Genomic DNA, 19,388 nt, shown 5'->3' with positions numbered 1-19,388 from the left:
TCGGAACATACTTTTTTCCGCTAGGGCACGGGAAACATCCGTGGAATTGTCATTCAGCGAGACCATTGGGATCACGAGGCGTCGGTCAGTCATCGACAGGGACGACATGCGCGGGGTCAGTCTCAAATCCCAGAGCACCAGGTCATCGGCACTCGCGATCGCAATGCGATGCAATTTTCGTTTGGGTAGTCATTCCATACGGTCTTCAGGCTGACACGCTTAGTCGTCGAATAATTGCGTCTAATCCATCGGTCAGGGCCGCCGGGCCGGGTTGCAGGATCAGGGTCGACTTGATCTCGAAGATTTTCCCCTCCGCGACCGCCGGCATCGACGACCAGCCGGGCCGCGACGCGATGCGGGACGGCACCACCTTCTTCCCGCACCAGCATGCGAGAATAACATCCGGCGCGGCGGCCACTACCGCCTCCGGCGCGACGATGCGGTCCTTGGCGGCAGGTTGCCCGGCCAGTTCAGGGAAGATGTCGTCACCACCCGCGATGCGTATGAGCTCCGACACCCACCCGATGCCGGATATCAGAGGCTCGTCCCATTCCTCGAAATACACTCGGGGTCGTGGGCGTCCGCGCGCTTGTGCTGCGACCGTCGCCAGCCGCTCCTCGTAGCTGCGAACCAGCATCTCCGAGCGGTCTCCCGCGCCCACAAGGGCACCCACCGTCCGGATCATCGCAAGGATGCCGGCCACGTCCCGCTGGTTGAACAGATGGACCGCGACACCGGCCCGGGCGAGGTCGGCCACGATGGCGGCCTGCATGTCCGAGAAGGCTAGGACCAGATCAGGCGCGAGTGCCAGGATCTTGGGGATGTCGGCGCTTGTGAAGGCCGACACCCGGGGCTTTTCGCGACGCACCTGGGGTGGGCGGACGGCGTAGCCGGACACGCCGACGATCCGGTCCTGCTCGCCCAGCAGGTACAGGGTCTCGACGGTCTCCTCGGTGAGACAAACGATCCGTTCGGGCGGGAAGCGACGCATGCCTACCCATAACGCAGGCGACCGCGTGGTGTCCGCTGGACCATACGTCATGGCAGGCACCTGCAGATGCCGCCTGAGTTCCCTTCCCGTATACCGGAAATGGGAATTTGGGGAACCGGAAGAACTTGAACCGCCAGGGCGCGTCACCCGCCACGGCATCGGAGCGCCAGTTGGCCATCGAGGCGGCCCAGGCGACGGCAACGAGCCGCGGCTTACGGCCGTTATCGGCTCGATGATGTCGAACGCCCACGATGCCTTTCATTACCGTTCCAGTCGCTGGGACTCTCTTCATGAGGGCCTTCACGAACTGAGAGGCTCGCTGCAGGTCGTCTCAAGATGACCGTGACGCGGGCCACCTCGCTGCCCGGTCTGCTCTGGGCGATGTCCTTCGACGGGGAAGGCTGCGGGCGCCTCATGGAGCCAGACGAGGTGCTGCCCGACCTCGACGCGTTCGGCGGCGGCTTCATCTGGCTGCACTTCGACCTCGCGAGCGCCGACCCGGGCCCTCTCATCGAGGCGGGGCACGTCGGCCCGCTGCCCCTGGCCGAAGCCGTCTTTCGGCCGGACGAACATCAGCGCGTCACGGTCGCGGAGGGGTATGTCGGCGGCGTGGTCGCCGATCTCGCCCGGCCCGGGGCCAAGCCCGATGCGGCGGGACACCTGCACTTCATCATGGGACCGCGGTCGCTGGTCAGCGGGCGCCGCGGCCTGGCGGAAAGCCCCGACGCCACCCGCGCCGACGCCGAGAAGGGCCGTCCGATCTCTTCGCCGGTGCTGCTGCTGGAGACCATGGTTGGTTACGTGGTGGCCTCGATGGCGACCACGGGCCGGCGGCTGTCGGACGAGGTCGACGGGATCGAGGACCGTGTGCTCGATGGGCGTGTGCGCGACGACCGCCGGCGCCTGGGGCCGATCCGCCGGAGCGCCGTGCGCCTGCACCGGCAACTGCTCGGGCTCGCCGCGGTGTTCCACCGGCTGGAAGAGGACGACGCCGTCCGGAATCTGCACGGGCCTGCGGTCGCGGTGGCGGCGCGGCTCGCACAGCGGCTGGATGCCCTGGACCGGGACGTGACCGCGCTCGCCGAGCGCGCGCGGCTGCTGCAGGAGGAAGTTGGCGCCCGCGTGGCCGAGGAGAGCAACCGTCAGCTCTACGTGCTCTCGGTCCTCTCGGCCCTTTTCCTGCCTCCGACCTTCCTTACCGGCCTGTTCGGCATGAACGTGAAGGGGCTGCCCTTCACTGACGACGCGCACGGATTCCTATACGTGGGCAGCCTGTCATTCATCTCGGCGATCGCGACCTACGGCATCATCCGGGCCCTCGGTATCCGGCCGCCCCGCGGCTGACGCCAGCCTTGCGAGATCATCCGACGGATGCGCACGCCGAGGGTTTTGACCGCGAAGGGCTTGGTCAGCACGGCCATGCCGGCCACCGCGTTCTTGGCGCCGGTTCCTTACGACTCCGGGACGCTATCGTCCGGTAACGGATACGGATTGAACGAACCGTCTCGGGCGCAGGCGTCGCCCGCGCAGCCGGCTCACACGGAAAAAACGCGTCCGGCCGCCAGCTGCAACCTTGGTTGTCAGGTATCGGACATCTTTGTGACGGGAAGTCCGCTACTGGACAATCCGATTGCCATCGCCGCGACCATTCCCCGTGACCATCCGCTCTACGACCGCCATCGACGGCAACCTGCTGCTCGAAGCCCTCGATACCAACGACCGGGCCCGCCTCGCGCCCTATGCCGAGCGCCGGGAGGTCCAACGCGGCGAGGTGCTGTTCCGCGCCGGCGACGACGTCAGCCACGTCACTTTCCCCGCGCACCGCTGCGTCGTCACCCTGGTCGTTCCGCTCATGGACGGGAAGTCGGTTGAAACCGCTACGGTCGGTCGCGAGGGCGCCATGGGCGGCGTCGTCAGCCACGGTTACCTGCCGGCGTTCGGGCAGGCCGTCGTCCAGGTCGGCGGCCCGGTCATCCGGATCGACGCCGCCCGCCTGTCCGAGGCCAAGCACGCCTCAAAGAGCATCCGCGATCTGTTCGTACGCTACGCCGACTGCCTGCTCGCGCAGGTGCTGCAGTCGGTCGCTTGCAACGCCGCCCACACCATCGAGCGGCGCTGCCTGCGCTGGCTCCTGACCCTGCAGGACCGGATCGGCACGCCCGAACTGCCGGTCACGCACGAACTCCTGGCGGTCATGCTCGGCGTGAGACGGGCGTACCTGACCGAGGTGCTCGGGCGCATGCAGCGCGAGGGCCTGATCACCATCGGCCATGGGCGCATCACCCTCCCGGACCGGGAGCGGGCCGAGGCCGGCTCGTGTGAGTGTCACGCAGCGGTGCGACGTCACTTCGAGGAGGTGATGGGCGCCGTGTACGCCCCCGGCGGACGCATCGTCGCCGTCGATGTCGGCGAACCGGAAAAGCTGAGGCCCCCTTCGCCGCTCGTGCAGGACGCAACGCCGTGAGCCACGTCATGCGTCCCGCCCGCGCCGAGGAGGACGCGCGCTTGGCCGCGCTCGCTGCCTTCGACGTCCTCGACACGCCGCCCGAGCGCGGCTTCGACGACATCGTCAACCTCGCCCGTCGTCTCTGCGCCGCGCCCGTCGCCCTGGTTAGCCTGGTCGATCGCGACCGCCAGTGGTTCAAGGCCCGCACCGGTTTCCCGGCGTGCGAGACCGATCTCGACCGCTCGGTGTGCAAGTTCGTCCTAACGGAACCGGGCGTTCTTCAGATCCCGGACCTGACGCTCGACGCGCGCACCCGCGCCAACCCGCTGGTGACGGGCGAGCCTCACCTGCGGTTCTACGCCGGCGCGCCACTGCGCACACCCGAGGGACAGGTGCTCGGAAGCTTGTGCGTGATCGACCACGCGCCCCGCCCGGGGGGCCTGACGCCGAACCAGGTCGAGGATCTCGAACTTCTCGCACGCCAAGTGATGGACCAGTTGGTGCTCCGCCGTGCCCTGGCGGAGCGGGACCGAAGCGAGCGCCAGCGCGCCGCCGTCGCCGAGACCCTCGCCGCGGTCGCGTCGACCGGCGGCGATCTCGACGCGAGTTTCAGGACCGTGCTGGCCGGAGCCATGCGCGCCGTGCCAGCGGCCGACGCCGGCGCCGTCGAGATGCTGGACGGCGCCGACTTGGTCTATCGCGCCGTCACCGCCGAACTCGCACCGCATCTGGGCCTGCGCCTTCCGGTTGATGGAAGCCTCGCCGGCGCCTGCCTCAGGGGGACGTCCCGCTTCTCGTTCCGGACGTCCTCAAAGACCCACGGGCGAAGCGGGATGTGTTTGAGAGCCTGAACCTGCGGTCCTGTCTCTTGGTGCCGGTGCGGCGAGGCGGCTCCGTGGTCGGCGTCCTGATGCTGCAGTCCAGCCGACCGGCCGCCTTCTCGGTTGAAGACCTCAGGGCCGCCACGGTCTTCGCTGGGACGGTCGCCACCGGCTTGGCCGAGGCGGGCGAGGCGTCCGCCCGGACCGAGGCCTCGCGAACCGAGTACCGGAGGCGGGCGGTGTTCGACAGCGCCCACGACTACGCCATCATCGTCCTCGACCTCGAAGGGCGCGTCACCGACTGGAACTCCGGCGCGACGCGCATTCTGGGCTGGCGCCGGGAGGAGATGTGCGGCGAGCCCGCCGACGTCTTCTTCACGCCGGAGGACCGGCGCGACGGTATCGCGGATAAGGAGATGCAGTCCGCCCTGGAGAACGGACGCGGCATCGACGAGCGCTGGCACCTGCGCCGCGACGGCGAGCGCTTCTGGGCCAACGGCGAGATGATGGCGCTGCGCGACGAGGCCGGCACCGCGATCGGCTTCGTGAAGATCCTGCGCGACCGGACCGAACAGAAGGAAGCCGTCGCGCGGCTGGAGGAGAGCCGGGAGCGGTACCGGCTTGTCGCGCGCGCGACCAACGACGCGATCTGGGATTGGGACGTGGCGTCGAACCACGTGCTGTGGAACGAAGCCCTCAACGAAGCCTACGGCCACGCCTCCGGCGCGGTCGAGCCGACCGGCGAGTGGTGGATCGCGCATATCCATCCCGAGGACCGTGGCCGCATCGATTCCTCCATCCACGCGGTCATCGACGGTGCAGGTACGAGCTGGTCCGAGGAGTATCGCTTCCTGCGCGCGGACGGCTCCTACGCACACGTCCTCGACCGCGGCTACGTCATCCGCGACGCCGAAGGACGCGCAAGGCGCATGATCGGCGCGATGCTCGACCTGAGCGAACGCAAGCGGTCGGAGGACGCCCTGCGCACGAGCGAGCGCCGCCTCGGGCTTGAGCGCGGCTTGCTGGAGGCGATCTTCCGTCAGGCCCCTGTGGGCATCTCCATCGCCGGGGCCAACACGCCGTCTTCGCTGAACGCCAAGGCCGAGGAACTCGTCGGCCATGCGGTCGAGACGGAGGGCGACGCCCGCTACGTCTCCTACGGCGCGCTGCACCCGGACGGCCGCCGGTACGCACCGGAGGAATACCCGACCCTGCGCGCCCTGCGGAAGGGCGAGACGGTGCGCGGCGAGGAAATGCGCTACCGCGACCCCGGGACGGGCGAAATCCGCCTCTTGGAGGTGTCGAGCGGTCCCGTGCGCGACGACGACGGCTCGATCCAGGCCGCGGTCACCGTGCTGGTCGACGTCGGGGAGCAGCGCCGGGCCGATGCCGAGGCACGCCGTCTCGCGGCCCTGGTCGAGCAGAGCCAGGACTTCATCGGCTTGGCGGCTCCCGACGGGAGCGTCGACTTCGTCAACGAGGCCGGCCGGCGCCTGATCGGACTTCCCAGCCTCGCCGCCGCCCGGGCCATGCCCATCGTAGACTACTTCGTGCCGGAGGAGCGTGCCTGCGTCCTCGACGAGGTGCTGCCGGCGGTCGAGCGGGACGGGTTCTGGGAAGGCGAACTGAACTTCCGCCACGTGGTCACCGGGGCGGCGGTCCCCGTTCTCTACAACCTCTTCCCCGTGCGCGACGCCGACGGCCGGAGGCTCGGCTACGGTACCGTCACGCGCGATCTGACGGAGCAGAAGCGGGCGAGCCAGGCGCTGCAGGCGAGCGAGGCGTCGCTTCGGGCGGTCCTCGATACCGTGCCGGTCGGCATCCTGTTCGCCGAGGCACCGTCCGGCCGCATCATCGGCGGCAACCGGCGCTTGGAAGAGATCTTCCGCCATCCCGTCCTGCCTTCGCCCGACACTGACAGCTACGGCGAATGGGTCGCCTTCCATGAAGACGGGCGGCCGGTCGAGGCCGCCGAGTACCCCCTCAGCCGCATCATCCGGGAAGGTCTGGACCACGCCGAGATGCGGTGCGAGTACCAACGCCGTGACGGCACGCGACTCTGGATCGAGATCGTCGGCGTGCCGATGCGCGACGAGGCCGGGACGACGGTCGGCGCGGTCGTGGCAGTCGCGGATATTGATACCCGTCGCCGGGCCGAGGAACGACAGGAGCTCCTCAATCAGGGCTCTCGCACCGCATGAAGAACCTGTTGGCGATGGTACAGGCCATTGCCGCCTCGACCCTGCGCGGCGCCACCGACATCGACGCGGCGCGGGAGGTGCTGGGCAGCCGGCTGGTGGCGCTCGGCAAGGCGCACGACGTCCTCCTCGGGGGAGCGGCCGAAAGCGCCTCTCTGCTGGCGGTGGTCCGCGAAGGTGTCGGCGTCCAGGAATCGGCCGGTCGGCGCGTCGCGTTCGAGGGACCGGACGTCGAGATCGGCGGCAAGGCCGCGCTGTCCCTCGCCCTGACCCTGCACGAGCTGACGACCAACGCGGTCAAGTACGGGTCGCTGTCGGTGCCCGACGGCGCGGTAACGGTGACCGCCTCGCTGGTCGGGACGGAGGACGCGCCGCGCCTGCGCATTGCGTGGACCGAGCGCGGCGGCCCGCCCGTCATGCCACCATCGCGAAAGGGGTTTGGGTCGCGGCTGATCGAGCGTGGGCTTACGGCGCAGGTCAACGCCAACCTGTCGCTCGACTACCGCCCGGAGGGGGTCGTCTGCGTCGTCGAGGCGGCGCTGGCCGACTTCCAGTCGGTCGCTTGACCGTGAGGTGCAACGAAGGGTCGGGCGGCCCGTTGCCGTTTGCGATGAATAATGCCCCGCACGCGAAGACGGCCCTGGTGGTCGAGGACGAGATGCTCTTCCGGCTGGAGGTCCGCGAACTCCTCGAAGCGGAAGGCTACGCCGTGCTCGAAGCCGGCAACGCCGCACAGGCGCTCGAACGGCTGGAGGGCGCGGTCTCGCTGACAGTCACCGACGTGCGCATGCCGGGTGCAATGGACGGCCTGATGCTCGTTCAGGAGGTTATCCGTCGCCGACCGGACATGGCGGTCGTCGTCGTATCGGCGCAGGTGACGCCGCGTCCGGGGGAATTGCCCGACCACGTCCCCTTTGTCGGACGGCCGTTCCTAGAGAGCCGCATCCGCGAGGCGATAGGCCAAGCCGTCGCCGCGGCGAATTCGGCAGGATCATGAGATTGGGATCCCCGGCCCCGATCACACCGAAGACTTGGCCTCGTCGAGGGATAGGGCCGATCGATGGGCGGTAGGTCCGGGTCGCGGATGCTCAGGTGATCCTGCGGTCTGGTCCGGTTGGCCCGGACGCTGGGGCGCTGCCCAGTAGGCCCGGCGAAGTTGCTTCGGCCCCGCCGGTCGGGTCCCCCCGTTGATGGGGGGACGTATCGCCCTTTCATAAGCGGCATCAAGGCCATCATCGACGGGCCCATGAGGAGTGGCCGCTCAGCGGCGAGCCCGCGCGTCCTGGATGGCCCGGCGGAGGATGCGGGACAGATCGGCGACTGAGTAGGGTTTTCGCAGCAGATCGAACCCGTGCGTGCCTTCCGCCGCCAGCACGTCGCTGTACCCGGAGGTCAGCACCACCGGGATGTCCGGTCGGCGCTTGCGGATCTCGCCGGCGAGCTCGACCCCGTTCATCCCCGGCATCATCACGTCGGAGAACACCACCTCGAACCGGAACGGGACGCGCTCTATCTCGGCCAGCGCCTTCTCCGCGTCGGTCGCCCAGACCGTCGAGAACCCCAGTTCGCTGAGGGCCTGCTGGGCGAAGGCGCCGACGTCGAGATTGTCCTCGACGACCAAAACGCAGGTGCCGTGACCCTCCGCCAGCGCTTCAGGTTCTACGGTCGTCTCGACAGGGGCGGCCGAGGCGACGCGCGGCAGGAAGAGGGTGAAGGTTGTGCCCTTGCCGAGCGCGCTCTCGACGAGGATCTCGCCGCCGGACTGCTTGGCGAACCCGAAGACCTGGGACAGGCCGAGCCCGGTGCCCTGGCCGACGACCTTCGTCGTGAAGAACGGCTCGAAGATGCGCTCGAGATTCTCCGGGGCGATTCCCGATCCCGTGTCGGTGATGGAGACGGCGATGTAGTCCCCGCGCTGGGGCGGATGCGCTCGGACGGCGGGAATGCGGCCGACGCGCCTGAGGCCGATGCGCAGGCGGCCCTCGCCGTCCATCGCGTCCCGCGCGTTCACGACCAAATTCACCAGCGCGGTGTCGAACTGGCTCGGATCGGCGTTCACGTGAAGGTCCTGCGTCTCCGCGTCGGGCAGGTCGAGTTCGACATGGATGCGCGCGCCAGTAAGGGTGCCGACCATGTCCGAGACCGCTGCCACGGCGCGGTTGACCGCGAAGGTTTCCGGACGGAGCGCCTGCCGGCGGGCGAAAGCGAGGAGTTGTGCGGTGAGCTTGGCCGCCCGGTCGACGGTCTCGGAGATGGCGCCGACGTATCGGACGCGGCGCTCCTCGGCCAAGTTGGGCCGCTTCAACAGATCCGTGGACGACTTGATGACCGTCAGGAGGTTGTTGAAATCGTGGGCCACGCCCCCGGTCAATTGGCCGACCGCCTCCAATTTCTGCGACTGGCGAAGTTGTTCCTCCAGTGCCCGGCGCTCGGTGATGTCGCGGCCAGCGGCGTAGAAGTGGTCGCCTCGCGGGATGGCGTTCCAGGAGATCCAGCGGTAGTCGCCCCCCGGGTCCGGAAGCGGACGTCGATGTCGTCGAGGGCTGCGCCCTCTACCACACGCTCGAAGGCCCGGGCGGCGATCGCGCGGTCGTCGGGATGGACCAGGGCGTCGAAGCGGTTGCCCACGAGGTCTGCCACGTCCCATCCGAGCGTCTCGGTCCAGGCGTCATTCGCCTTGCGGTAGAGCCCGTCGAGCCCGCAGACCACGAAGAGGTCGCGGCTGGCCCGCCAGACCATGTCGCGCTCGTCGGCCCGTTCCCGGGCGGTGGCCTCCAGATGGTTCTCCAACCGGCGGCGGTCGGTGATGTCGTTGAACAGGATCGCGACCCGATGCTGCTCGGGCTGGCCGACACGCAGGGCGTGCACGTCGAACCAGCGGCCCATCGCGACCGCGCCGCTTTCGAACCGGACCGGCCGGCCGGTCCGCGCGACCTCGCCATAGGCGTCGAACCAGGACTGTTCGAGACCAGGCACGAGCTCGCTTATCCAGCGTCCGACGGCGTCGCTCAGGCCCGTCTGTGTCGCGAAGGCGGGATTCGCCTCGATGATGCGGTAGTCGACCGCGCGGTTGTTTGCGTCGAAACGCATCTCGACCACGCAGAAACCGCTGTCGACCGCATCGAACAGGGCCCGGTATCGCGCCTCGCTCTCGGCGAGGACGCCTTCGGTCGTACGGAAGCGGGTGATGTCGAGCTGGCTCGCGAAGTAGTACCGGAGCTCCCCCGCCGGATCGAAGACCGGGCTGACGTAGAGCTCGTTGCGAAAGGGCGTACCGTCGCGGTGGTAGTTCAAGATCTCGACGACGACGTCTCGCCGGGCCGCGATGGCGTCCCGGACCTTGGCGACGTCGTCGGGGTCGGTGCCGGGTCCCTGGAGGAAGCGGCAGTTTTGTCCGATCACCTCATCGGCATCGTAGCCGCACAGGTTCTGGAAGGCCCGGTTCGCGAAGACGATGGGATTGTCGGGCAGGTTGGGGTCGGTGATGATCTGCGGCATGCGGGTCTTCTCCGCCGCCGTGAACAACAGGTCGGCCGAGGCCGCCGAGGTCCGTTGCCCCTGGGCCGGCCGGCGCAGGCCGTCGCCCAGTCGGGCCTCCAGCTTCGCCACGCGCTCCTCGAGCTCGCGCTCGCGCCGCCGCAGCCTCTCGTTCTCCGCGTCCATGAACCCCTCTCGCGGGCGTGATGAGCGTCGGCCCTTGCCCGGAACAAGGGTTCTGGGCGGGCGGTGGGCGACGCGGCTCTCATCGATGCACGTGTCCGGCTTCGCCCCGTTCCGGCTGGCTCGCCATCGTTCGGGACATTCGGGAACGTCGCGCGTTGTGGTTCGCTCCCAGCCCCGGGAGCGGGAAATCGGGGGAACTCATGCAATCCGATACGCCAAGGCCAGGGGACGACCCGCTTCCGCCCATCGGCGACCCACCGCCGGACCCGGCCCCGCCGGAGGGCGATCCGCCGGGCGAGCCACCGGCGCCGCAACCCCCTGGGCCGATCAACGCATCCTGAGCGGCCCGCCGTATCGCCGGGCCTGTCGCGGCGTGGCGATACGGCGTTCGCGGCATCGGCGCGAAGACGTCTCGCTGCACTTCGGCTCAGGTCTGCTTGAGCGGGATGCGGACGTTGATCCGCAGGCCGTCCTGATCGGAGGCGATGTCGACCTCGGCGGCCGTCTGCGCCGCCAGAATTTTGTTCAGCAGCCGCATGCCGAACCCTTCGCGGGTCGGAAGCGTCGGCGGAGGGCCGTCGTGCTCGTTCCAGACCCAGGCCAGGGAAGGGCCGTCCGGCCCTTCCTCGACGCTCCAGGTCACCACGACCCGGCCGCCTGGGTGGCCCAGCGCGCCGTGCCGTAGCGCGTTGGTGGTCAATTCGTGGAGGGCCATGCTGACGGGCACTGCCAGATCCGAGGGCAGCCGCAGGTTCGGACCCTCAAGCGAGACGCGACCGCCCTCGCGATAGGGGTCGAGTTCGGCCCGCAACAGCCCCTCGAACGACGCCACCTGCGCCTGATCCTCGGTGATCAACGCGTGCGTCCGGGCGAGCGACATGATCCGCCCCGAGAAGGCACGGGTGAACTCGGGCATCGTCACCGACGACCGCACCGTCGCGTTGAGGACGGCCTGCACGGTCGCCAGGGTGTTCTTCACCCGGTGGTGCAGCTCGCGCACCATGAGGGCCTGCCGGTCCTCGAATGACCGGCGCTGCGTCACGTCGCGCTGCGCCGAGACCCAATGCGTGATCTGGCCATCGCCTGAGCGCACCGGTGTGATCAGCCACTCGACACGGTAGGTTGATCCGTCCGCGCGATAGTTGAGCGCCTCGCCCTGGAACGCCTCGCCGGCCGCGAGGGAGGCGCGGGTCCGGTCGAGCGCCGCGCGCTCCGTGCCCGGCCCCTGAAGAAATCGGGGGCTTCGACCGATGGCGTCCTCAGCCGCGTAGCCGGTGAGGCGGGTGAAGGCCGGGTTGGCGTAGACGATTGTGGGACCGGGCTCATCGAGGTCGGCGGTGGTGATGAGAATGGCCTCGCCGGTCGCCTCGACGGCGGCTTGGAGCAGCCTAGGGTCGGCCCCGCCTGGTACGCACTCGTCTGGACGCGACACCGGAACTCTCTCGAACCGTTCTCCGCCGGCCTGCCGTGCTTCCGTGTCAGCGGCGTGCGCAGGTTGCCGACCTAGGTGACAACCACGCGTGCCCCCCCCGGTTTCGGGCGACCGGGCAAGCCGCCCTCTGTGCCGCAGGCGGTCGCCCTCGAATCCTCAGGAGCGGTCCCCTTCCGACAGGTCTCCAGGAGGACCGCGAAGATGGGCGCCTCACTTATGCCGGGTAAGCCCGGCCGGTGCGGCAACCGCGTCACCTACCACTGCAGGTCATTGCATGACGGGACAGGCTCGGCCTACGTCCCCGCCGTCGCCTGAACCGCTCATTCTATTAGTGGTTGTGCTGGTGACGTCCCAAGTTCCGCCCCAGCCGGTCGCCTCATTTGATCACGTTGCCGCCCATGGTCCCCCAGTCCCCCCATCCGTCGCAGCCCTCGACCGATGGCGGAGGACGTCCGTGAGCGAAAGCGAAGTCGAGCGGCTCCGGCGGCGCGAGCGCGAGTTGGAGGCGGAGGTGACACGTCTCCGCGGCGCGGCCCGCTCGCCGGGGGCGGGGCATTGCGAGGCGGTCTTCGACAGCGCGGTCGACTTCGCCATCATCACCATCGACGGCGAGGGTCGTGTCACGGCCTGGAATCCAGGCGCGGAGCGCATCCTTGGATGGACGGCCGGGGACATGCTCGGGTGCTCCGCCGACGCCATCTTCACTCCGGAGGACAGGGCAACCGGGCGCCTTGCGCGGGAGATGCGGCACGCCGCCGAGACCGGGCGGGCGTCCGACGAGCGCTGGCACATGCGCAAGGACGGGTCGCGCTGCCGGGCCAGCGGCGAGCTGATGCCGCTGCGCGGTCGCGACGGCGCCGACCTGGGATTCCTCAAGATCATGCGGGACCGCACCGAGGCCACCGCACGTGAGGGCGAGACGCGCCGCGCCCGGGACGAGTTGCAGTTCGTGACCGACGCCCTGCCGGTGCTGATTTCCTTCATCGACAGGGATCACGTCTACCGCTTCGTGAACCGAAGGTATGAGACGTGGTTCGGCCGGCCCGCCGCCGAAATCCTCGATCGCAAGGTGCGGGATGTCGTCGGGGAGGAGGTCTACCTGGCCCGGCTCCCCTTCATGGCGCGGTCGCTCGCGGGCGAAGAGATCACCTTCGATGCGACGATGCCATACCATGGCGATACCGCGAGGGAGTCGGAGATCCGCTACATCCCGCGCCGCGCCGTCGACGGGACAGTGGACGGCATCTTCGTCCTCGTCACCGACATCGCCGAGCGTGAGCGTGCCCGGGCCGAGCTGCAAGAGGCCGAGGACCGCCTCAGGCTGGCCCTGGAGGGTTCCGGCACGGGGATCTACGACTACGACCTCATCACCGGCGCGCTGACCTGGGACACGCGCACCCGCGCCCTGTTCGGGCTGAATGAGGACGATCCGGTCTCGTACGAGGGCGCCTTCCTGCCCGGCGTCCACCCGGGCGACCGCGAGAGGGCGGACCGGACCGTCCGGGCGGCCATAGGCTCCCCCGAAGGCTTCGACATCGAGTACCGCGTCACCGGCCTGCGCGACGGGATTCAACGGATACTCGCGGCCAAGGGCAACACCGTCTTCCGCGACGGTGCGCCCGTCCGCTTCGTGGGCACGGTCCGGGACGTCACGGAGGCCAGGGCTGCCGAGACCCAGGCACGCCGCCTCGCGGCCTTGGTCGAACAGTCGAGCGACTTCATTGGTATCGCCGGCCTCGACGGCCGGGCCGAGTATCTGAACGAGGCGGGCCGCAAGCTCGTGGGGCTCGGGAGCCTGGAGGACGCACGCGGCCACGATCTCGTCGAATATTTCGCGCCGGAGCATAGGGAAGCGGTGCTGGGGGAGGTGCTGCCGTCGGTTCGCGACGCCGGCTTCTGGGAGGGCGACCTCGCGTTCCGCGACTTCGCGACCGGGGCTTCCGTCCCCGTCCACTACACGATCTTCCCGGTCCGCGATGTGGAGGGGGCGGTCACCGGCTACGGCACCGTCACCCGCGACTTGACCGAGCGGCGGCGCCTGGACGCGTTCCGGATGGCGTTGATCGAGCTCGGCGACCGGCTTCGGGACTGCGCCGACACCGCCGGAATGGCCTATGCCGCCGCCGAGGTCATGGCCCGGACCCTCGGCCTCGACCGGGCCGGCTACGGCACCGTGGACGCGGCGCTCGGCACCGTCGACATCGAGCGGGACTGGACGGCTCCGGGCGTCGCAAGCGTGGCTGGCCGACATCGTTTCGACGATTACGGCGAGGTTCGGACAGGCCTCGCGGAGGGGCGCGAGGTTGTGATCCAGGACGTGATGGCGGACTCGCGCACGGCGGCCGATCCGGAACCCCTCCTGGCCATCGGCGTGCGCGCCCTGATCAACGTGCCGATTATGGAGCGCGGGCAACTCGTGGCGGTGTTCTTCCTGCACGCCCGTCAGGTTCGGGATTGGCGAACGGACAAGCTCGCCTTCGTCCGCGACGTGGCCGAGCGCACCCGATCCGCCATCGAGCGGTTCCGCGCCGAGGCGAGCCGACGCGAGAGCGAGGAGCAGTTCCGGGTCTTCGCGCAGGCCATCCCGAACCAGGTCTGGGCTGCGTATCCCGACGGCTCGCTGTACTGGTTCAACGACCAATTCTACGCCTATTGCGGTGAGCCCACGGGCAGCCTGCTCGGCCCCGATGCCTGGGCCCGCATCGTCCACTCAGATGATGTCCCACCCGTCGCCGCCGCCTGGAACCATGCCCGTGCAACGGACACCATCTACGAGACCGAGTACCGGCTGCGCCGTGCCGACGGCGTCCATCGCTGGTTCCTGGTGAGGGGCGAGCCGGTGCGCGACCCCGCCGGGCGCATCACGCGCTGGGTCGGCACCAACACAGACATCGACGACCAGAAGCGCGTAGCCGCCGAGCTGGCGCGGCTGGCCGGCAACCTGGAACAGCAGGTCGAGGAGCGCACGCGCGACCGTGACCGGATGTGGCGCCTGTCGACCGACGTGATGCTGGTCGCGCGCTTCGATGGGACCATCATCGCGGTCAACCCAGCCTGGACGGCGCTGTTCGGCTGGGATGAGGCCGAGCTCATCGGGCTCTCCTTCATGGATCTGGTGCACCCGGACGACGTGCCGTCCACGACGGCGGCGGCGGGGGACCTCTCCGCGGGCGCGATCATCCCGCGCTTCGAGAACCGCTACCGGCACAGGGACGGCAGCTACCGTTGGCTGTCCTGGACGGCGGTGCCGGACGATGCGTTCATCCACGCGGTGGGGCGAGACGTGCAGGCCGAGAAGGAAGCCGCCGCCACGCTCGCCGCGACCGAGGAGGCGCTGCGGCAATCGCAGAAGATGGAGGCGGTCGGTCAGTTGACCGGGGGACTCGCGCACGACTTCAACAATCTGCTCGCCGGGATCTCGGGCTCGCTGGAGTTGATGCAGACCCGTATGAGCCAGGGCAGGCTCACCGACCTCGACCGGTACATGACGGCGGCCCAGGGCGCGTCGAAGCGGGCCGCGGCACTGACCCATCGCCTGCTCGCCTTCTCGCGTCGGCAGACGTTGGACCCGAAGCCGACGGCCGTGAACGCCCTCATCCACGGAATGGAGGACCTGATCCGGCGCACCGTGGGTCCGGCCGTGCATATCGAGGTAGTCGGTGCGGCCGGCCTCTGGCCGGCGCTGGTCGATCCGCCCCAGCTTGAGAACGCGCTGCTCAACCTGTGCATCAACGCCCGCGACGCGATGCCGGAGGGCGGGCGGATCACCATCGAGACCGCCAACAAGTGGCTGGACGACCGGGCCGCCAGGGAGCGGGACCTGCCGCCTGGCCAGTACCTGTCACTTTGCGTGACCGATACCGGCACGGGCATGACCCCCGACGTCGTCGCCAAGGCGTTCGACCCGTTCTTCACCACGAAGCCGCTGGGCCAGGGGACGGGGCTTGGCCTGTCGATGATCTACGGCTTCGCCCGGCAGTCGGGCGGGCAGGTCCGCATCTACTCCGAGGTCGGCCAGGGCACCACGATGTGCATCTACCTGCCCCGGTACTACGGCGAGGCGAAGGGCGACGAGGCGATGCCCGACCTCGCCGACGCGCCGCGCGCCGAGCAGGGCGAGACGGTGCTGATCGTCGACGATGAGCCGACGGTGCGGATGCTGGTCACCGAGGTGCTCGAGGATCTGGGCTACACCGCCATCGAGGCCGCCGACAGCGTCGCCGGCCTCAGGGTACTCCAGTCGGACGTCCGCATCGACCTTCTGGTCACGGATGTCGGGCTGCCGGGCGGCATGAACGGTCGTCAGATGGCGGATGCCGGGCGAGTGAGGCGGCCCGGCCTCAAGGTACTCTTCATCACCGGCTATGCCGAGAATGCGGCGGTCGGCAACGGCCATCTGGAGCCCGGCATGCAGGTGCTGACTAAGCCGTTCGTGATGGAGGGGCTCGCCTCCCGCATCAAGGAACTCATCGCCGAGGCCTGAGGATCTCACGTTCGTCGACCGGTCCCAGACGGACGTGGCCAGTCCAAGGGGCTAGAGGTTCGCCTAACCGGGGCTGAACGGCGCGGTTCAGGGCTGGTTGCGCGGCCGGTTCTAGAACGCTGCCACACCCGGGAGGCATCGGGCAGCCAGGACGGCAGATCGTGTCAAGCAAGACGAACGAGAACTCGACGAAGGAGCCCCACCCCGCCGGTGGCCCACCCCCGGGACCGCTCGATCGCGCCACGTCGCGGCCCGCCGGCAGGACGGCAGCGACCATCGGCTCCATGTCGGTTTCGACAACGTGATCCGCGAACCGGGTGCCCTTTAAGATCCCGGGGCCCCCTCGCACGTTCGACACCCCGGCGCCGCGTTGCGCCCATCCATAGGAAACGGTCATGACGAAGAAAGCCGCCCTGCTGGGGGCCACCGCGCTGCTGTTCGCCACCGCCGCCGTAGCGCAGCCGGCCCCGCCCGATGGTCCGCGCGGTGGGCCCGAGGCCGCGCCGTCCCCGCCGCCTCCGCCCGGCGGTCGGCGTCCCGGTCCGGAGGCGGGAGGTCCCCCGCCCCCCGGCGGCCCCCGTCGCGGTCCCGATGCACCTCCGCCGCCTCCGCCCTCATCCAAAGGTGCCCACTTCATCTTCGAGCGTGGCGGCGCACGCATCGACGTGAAATGCGCCGACGACGAGCCGATGAAGGCCTGCGCCGACATCACCCTGCAGATGCTGGACAAGCTGTCGACCCTGAAGCAGTCGGACGGACACTGAGGTTATGCCTCGTGGGGCCGCGCCGCCGGTCGGGGCCCCACGACTGGCGCGGGGTAAGCCGGGTGCCGGGGAGTAGCCGGGAAAGCGATGGTGGATTGCAGCTCGGCGGAACCGAACGAGCCGGCCGACCTTGGCATCCCGATGCTGCATCTCGCCGAGGCGGGGGCCTGAAAGGCGACAAGAAAGTGAGTCCGCCTTGGAAGTCATTCACGACGATCCGCCGATGCCGGTGGAGATCGCCAATGGGTTCTACCCGGCCTTCGAGGACCGATGGCGCAAGGCGGAACTCGCGGGGCGTCTCACGATGCTCGCCTTCGTGCTGGTCTGCGCCCTGGGGTTGCTGGGGCATGGTCCATTCAGTGAGCGCGAACTCGCGAACTCGGACGGCTCGATCAGAATCAAGTACGAGCCGGTGGTGCGGTTCGGCGCGCCCACCATCATCAAGTTCGACACCAAGGTACCACCCGGCGGCGACAAGGTCGCGGTGACCATCGCCAAGGACCTCGTCGACCAGTTCGGCCTGGAGAGCATCACGCCCCATCCCGCGACCTGGGAGGTCGCGGGCGGCAACATCCGCCTCGTCTTCCCCGTTCAGGCCGGCGAAAGCCATGCGCTGATCCGCTTCACCGGGTCACCGGCCTTCCGCGGCGGGGTGGACCTCACCGCACGCCTCGATGCGGGCGAGACGCTGTCCTGGTCTCAGTACGCGGTGCCCTGACCATGAACACCGTCCTCAAGGCCGCGGCGGCCTACCTCATTGTCCTGTTCGTCATCCGGCTGATCGGACGACGGACCGCCAGCCAACAGGCCCCCATCGACATGGTGGTGCTGTTCCTGTTCGGCGGCCTGAGCGTCAGCGCCATCCTGGGTGACGACCACTCCTTCACCGGGGCGATGAGCGCCCTGTTCACCGTGGGACTGATGCACGTCTCGGTGTCGTGGTTGAAGCTGCGCTTCGTCTGGTTCGAGCGGATCGTCGACGGCACTCCCATCGTGGTCTACCGCGACGGGGATTGGGACGAGGGGCGCATGCGCCATCTTCGCATGCAGCAGGCAGACGTACGGACGGCGGCACGCCAGCAGGGCCTAGACGATCTGGAGAAGGTCGCCGTCGCCATCGTCGAGCGCGACGGCAAGGTTTCCGTCATCGAGAAGGAATGATCCCGGCGCACCGTACGCGGTTGAGGCAGCGAGCCTCAGTAGCCGTATCCACCGGGGTAGGCATCGTATCCGATGGCGGGGGCGAACCCATTGGAGGGGGAGCGACAGCCACCCCACGTGTAGCTTTGACCCGATGGATGTGCTGCGATGAGAAGCGCAGCATCCGGGCAGACGAACCTTGTCGTTGGTTGGTCGCTGGCAGAATTGACTTCGAGGCTGGGCAGTCTTCGAAGGGCCGACCTTATCGAGATGACGATACGCATCCGTCACTCCTCCACTGACCGGGAAGCAGAAACGTCGATGCGGACGGTGCGTTCCGACGTTGAATACGTGCCGATGACCGAGGCGCATCCCTCGATGCACCGAACATCGTGGCGATTGAGGCATACCGGGGACGCGATGTCGCTTCCTTGCCAGTGAGAACGCTCCGTAAGACCGAGGTGCAGGAAACCGTGTATCGACGCGGTCGCCGTGGCGCGACGATGCCGGAATGGCGCACGAGCTTTGCCGCAAACCATCCAGTGCATGTATCGTCAACAATCCAATCGTGCACCATCGGTGCAGGCGAAGGTCTACGAGCCGGGAATACTACCTGCAAATCGGACGGAACCGTTAGTACCAGTACGCCGTTGCTGCGGTCATCCTACCTCATACCGGTAGAAGCAGGGAGAAAGACATGCGCCAGACCGTCATCCTCGGCTTCGTCGCTGCCGCGTTCGCAGGCCTCGCCGCCCCCGCCATGGCCGAAGAGACCACCGTCGTCCGTCGCGACGGACCCGCGGTCGTCGATCATCGCGACACTGTCGTCGAGAAGCGCGAGGTCACCACCGGCAGCGTCGATTGCGGCTCGAAGACCGTCCACAAGGAGGACGGCATGGGCAACTCGAAGACCGTCCACAAGGAAGGCTGCAACTGAGGCGCCGCCTCGCTTCCGTCCTGACGATTGCGGAGAGACGACCATGACCAACAAGATCCTTCTCGCGCTGGCTGCGGCCGGCATGCTCGCCTTGCCCGTGGCTGCCCAGGCCCAGGGCACCGTCCGGGGCGCGGCCGAGGGCGCCGCGGTCGGCGCGGACGCGGCCGGTCCGGTCGGCGGCATCGTCGGCGGCGCGGTCGGTGCGGCCACCGGCACCGTCGGCGGCATCCTGGGCGTGGACGACCGTCCGCGCTTCCGCTCCTACGTTCGCGAGCGCAACGTCCGTTCGTACGATTACGACGGGCGCGTCGCCGTAGGCTCCACGCTGCCGTCCTCGGGCGTGACCTACTACGACGTGCCGGACCAGTACCGCGTGAAGCCGGGTTACCGGTACACGGTCGTCAACGATCGGCCGGTGCTCGTCGACCGTGGCCACCGGATCGTCGAAGTCATCGACTGATCGGACCGTCGGCCTGAACCGCCGACATGAGACCTGACCCCGTCCGGCCGGAA

Annotated in this window: 14 protein-coding genes and 1 pseudogene; 12 read left to right on the top strand and 3 right to left on the bottom strand. The window is 68.7% G+C overall.

The annotated features are described in order from the left end of the window. Nucleotides 1-205: 205 nt before the first annotated feature. Nucleotides 206-991 (bottom strand): cobalamin-binding protein, encoded by a 786-nt coding sequence (locus ACFQE0_RS16015; RefSeq protein ID WP_378975506.1) that lies wholly within the window; start codon nucleotides 989-991, stop codon nucleotides 206-208. Nucleotides 992-1,327: 336 nt separating this feature from the next. On the opposite strand from ACFQE0_RS16015, the gene ACFQE0_RS16010 reads away from it, so the two are divergent. The 6 genes from ACFQE0_RS16010 (at nucleotide 1,328) to ACFQE0_RS15985 (ending at nucleotide 7,453) form a co-directional block, all read left to right on the top strand. Next, nucleotides 1,328-2,335 (top strand): CorA family divalent cation transporter, encoded by a 1,008-nt coding sequence (locus ACFQE0_RS16010; protein ID WP_378971359.1) that lies wholly within the window; start codon nucleotides 1,328-1,330, stop codon nucleotides 2,333-2,335. Nucleotides 2,336-2,651: 316 nt separating this feature from the next. Next, nucleotides 2,652-3,455, top strand: coding sequence for a Crp/Fnr family transcriptional regulator (locus tag ACFQE0_RS16005; protein ID WP_378975504.1), 804 nt, complete (start codon nucleotides 2,652-2,654; stop codon nucleotides 3,453-3,455). Continuing rightward, the gene (locus ACFQE0_RS16000) at nucleotides 3,452-4,288 is read left to right on the top strand and encodes a GAF domain-containing protein (protein ID WP_378971356.1); all 837 of its coding nucleotides are present in this window, start codon (nucleotides 3,452-3,454) and stop codon (nucleotides 4,286-4,288) included. Before ACFQE0_RS16005 ends, ACFQE0_RS16000 begins: the two co-directional genes overlap by 4 nt. Further along, on the top strand, nucleotides 4,273-6,459 hold the full coding sequence (locus tag ACFQE0_RS15995; RefSeq protein WP_378971354.1) for a PAS domain S-box protein: 2,187 nt from the start codon (nucleotides 4,273-4,275) through the stop codon (nucleotides 6,457-6,459). Before ACFQE0_RS16000 ends, ACFQE0_RS15995 begins: the two co-directional genes overlap by 16 nt. Next, the gene (locus tag ACFQE0_RS15990; RefSeq protein ID WP_378971351.1) at nucleotides 6,456-7,022 is read left to right on the top strand and encodes a sensor histidine kinase; all 567 of its coding nucleotides are present in this window, start codon (nucleotides 6,456-6,458) and stop codon (nucleotides 7,020-7,022) included. Before ACFQE0_RS15995 ends, ACFQE0_RS15990 begins: the two co-directional genes overlap by 4 nt. 44 nt (nucleotides 7,023-7,066) lie before the next feature. Beyond that, entirely contained in the window at nucleotides 7,067-7,453 is a 387-nt protein-coding gene (locus ACFQE0_RS15985) for a response regulator (RefSeq protein ID WP_378971348.1), read from the top strand. Between the two features lie 264 nt (nucleotides 7,454-7,717). Here ACFQE0_RS15985 and ACFQE0_RS15980 read toward each other — a convergent pair. Both ACFQE0_RS15980 and ACFQE0_RS15975 read right to left on the bottom strand, forming a co-directional pair. Continuing rightward, nucleotides 7,718-10,119: pseudogene (locus tag ACFQE0_RS15980) on the bottom strand (hybrid sensor histidine kinase/response regulator). Nucleotides 10,120-10,546: 427 nt separating this feature from the next. Continuing rightward, the gene (locus ACFQE0_RS15975) at nucleotides 10,547-11,551 is read right to left on the bottom strand and encodes an HWE histidine kinase domain-containing protein (RefSeq protein ID WP_378971346.1); all 1,005 of its coding nucleotides are present in this window, start codon (nucleotides 11,549-11,551) and stop codon (nucleotides 10,547-10,549) included. A gap of 454 nt (nucleotides 11,552-12,005) precedes the next feature. On the opposite strand from ACFQE0_RS15975, the gene ACFQE0_RS15970 reads away from it, so the two are divergent. From ACFQE0_RS15970 to ACFQE0_RS15945, 6 genes are all read left to right on the top strand, one after another. Beyond that, nucleotides 12,006-16,034 (top strand): PAS domain S-box protein, encoded by a 4,029-nt coding sequence (locus tag ACFQE0_RS15970; RefSeq protein WP_378971343.1) that lies wholly within the window; start codon nucleotides 12,006-12,008, stop codon nucleotides 16,032-16,034. A gap of 395 nt (nucleotides 16,035-16,429) precedes the next feature. Further along, on the top strand, nucleotides 16,430-16,798 hold the full coding sequence (locus ACFQE0_RS15965) for a hypothetical protein (RefSeq protein WP_378971340.1): 369 nt from the start codon (nucleotides 16,430-16,432) through the stop codon (nucleotides 16,796-16,798). Nucleotides 16,799-16,994: 196 nt separating this feature from the next. Next, on the top strand, nucleotides 16,995-17,516 hold the full coding sequence (locus ACFQE0_RS15960) for a hypothetical protein (protein ID WP_378971338.1): 522 nt from the start codon (nucleotides 16,995-16,997) through the stop codon (nucleotides 17,514-17,516). A gap of 2 nt (nucleotides 17,517-17,518) precedes the next feature. Beyond that, nucleotides 17,519-17,959 (top strand): DUF421 domain-containing protein, encoded by a 441-nt coding sequence (locus ACFQE0_RS15955; protein WP_378971336.1) that lies wholly within the window; start codon nucleotides 17,519-17,521, stop codon nucleotides 17,957-17,959. Between the two features lie 676 nt (nucleotides 17,960-18,635). Further along, the gene (locus tag ACFQE0_RS15950; RefSeq protein WP_378971334.1) at nucleotides 18,636-18,875 is read left to right on the top strand and encodes a hypothetical protein; all 240 of its coding nucleotides are present in this window, start codon (nucleotides 18,636-18,638) and stop codon (nucleotides 18,873-18,875) included. 43 nt (nucleotides 18,876-18,918) lie between these two features. Then, entirely contained in the window at nucleotides 18,919-19,335 is a 417-nt protein-coding gene (locus tag ACFQE0_RS15945) for a DUF1236 domain-containing protein (protein WP_378971332.1), read from the top strand. Nucleotides 19,336-19,388 lie beyond the last annotated feature (53 nt).

It is taken from the genome of Methylobacterium komagatae (assembly GCF_042661665.1).
Taxonomy (GTDB): domain Bacteria; phylum Pseudomonadota; class Alphaproteobacteria; order Rhizobiales; family Beijerinckiaceae; genus Methylobacterium; species Methylobacterium komagatae.
Note: the sequence above shows the minus strand (reverse complement) of the source record. Positions and strands in the feature narration are given on the sequence as shown.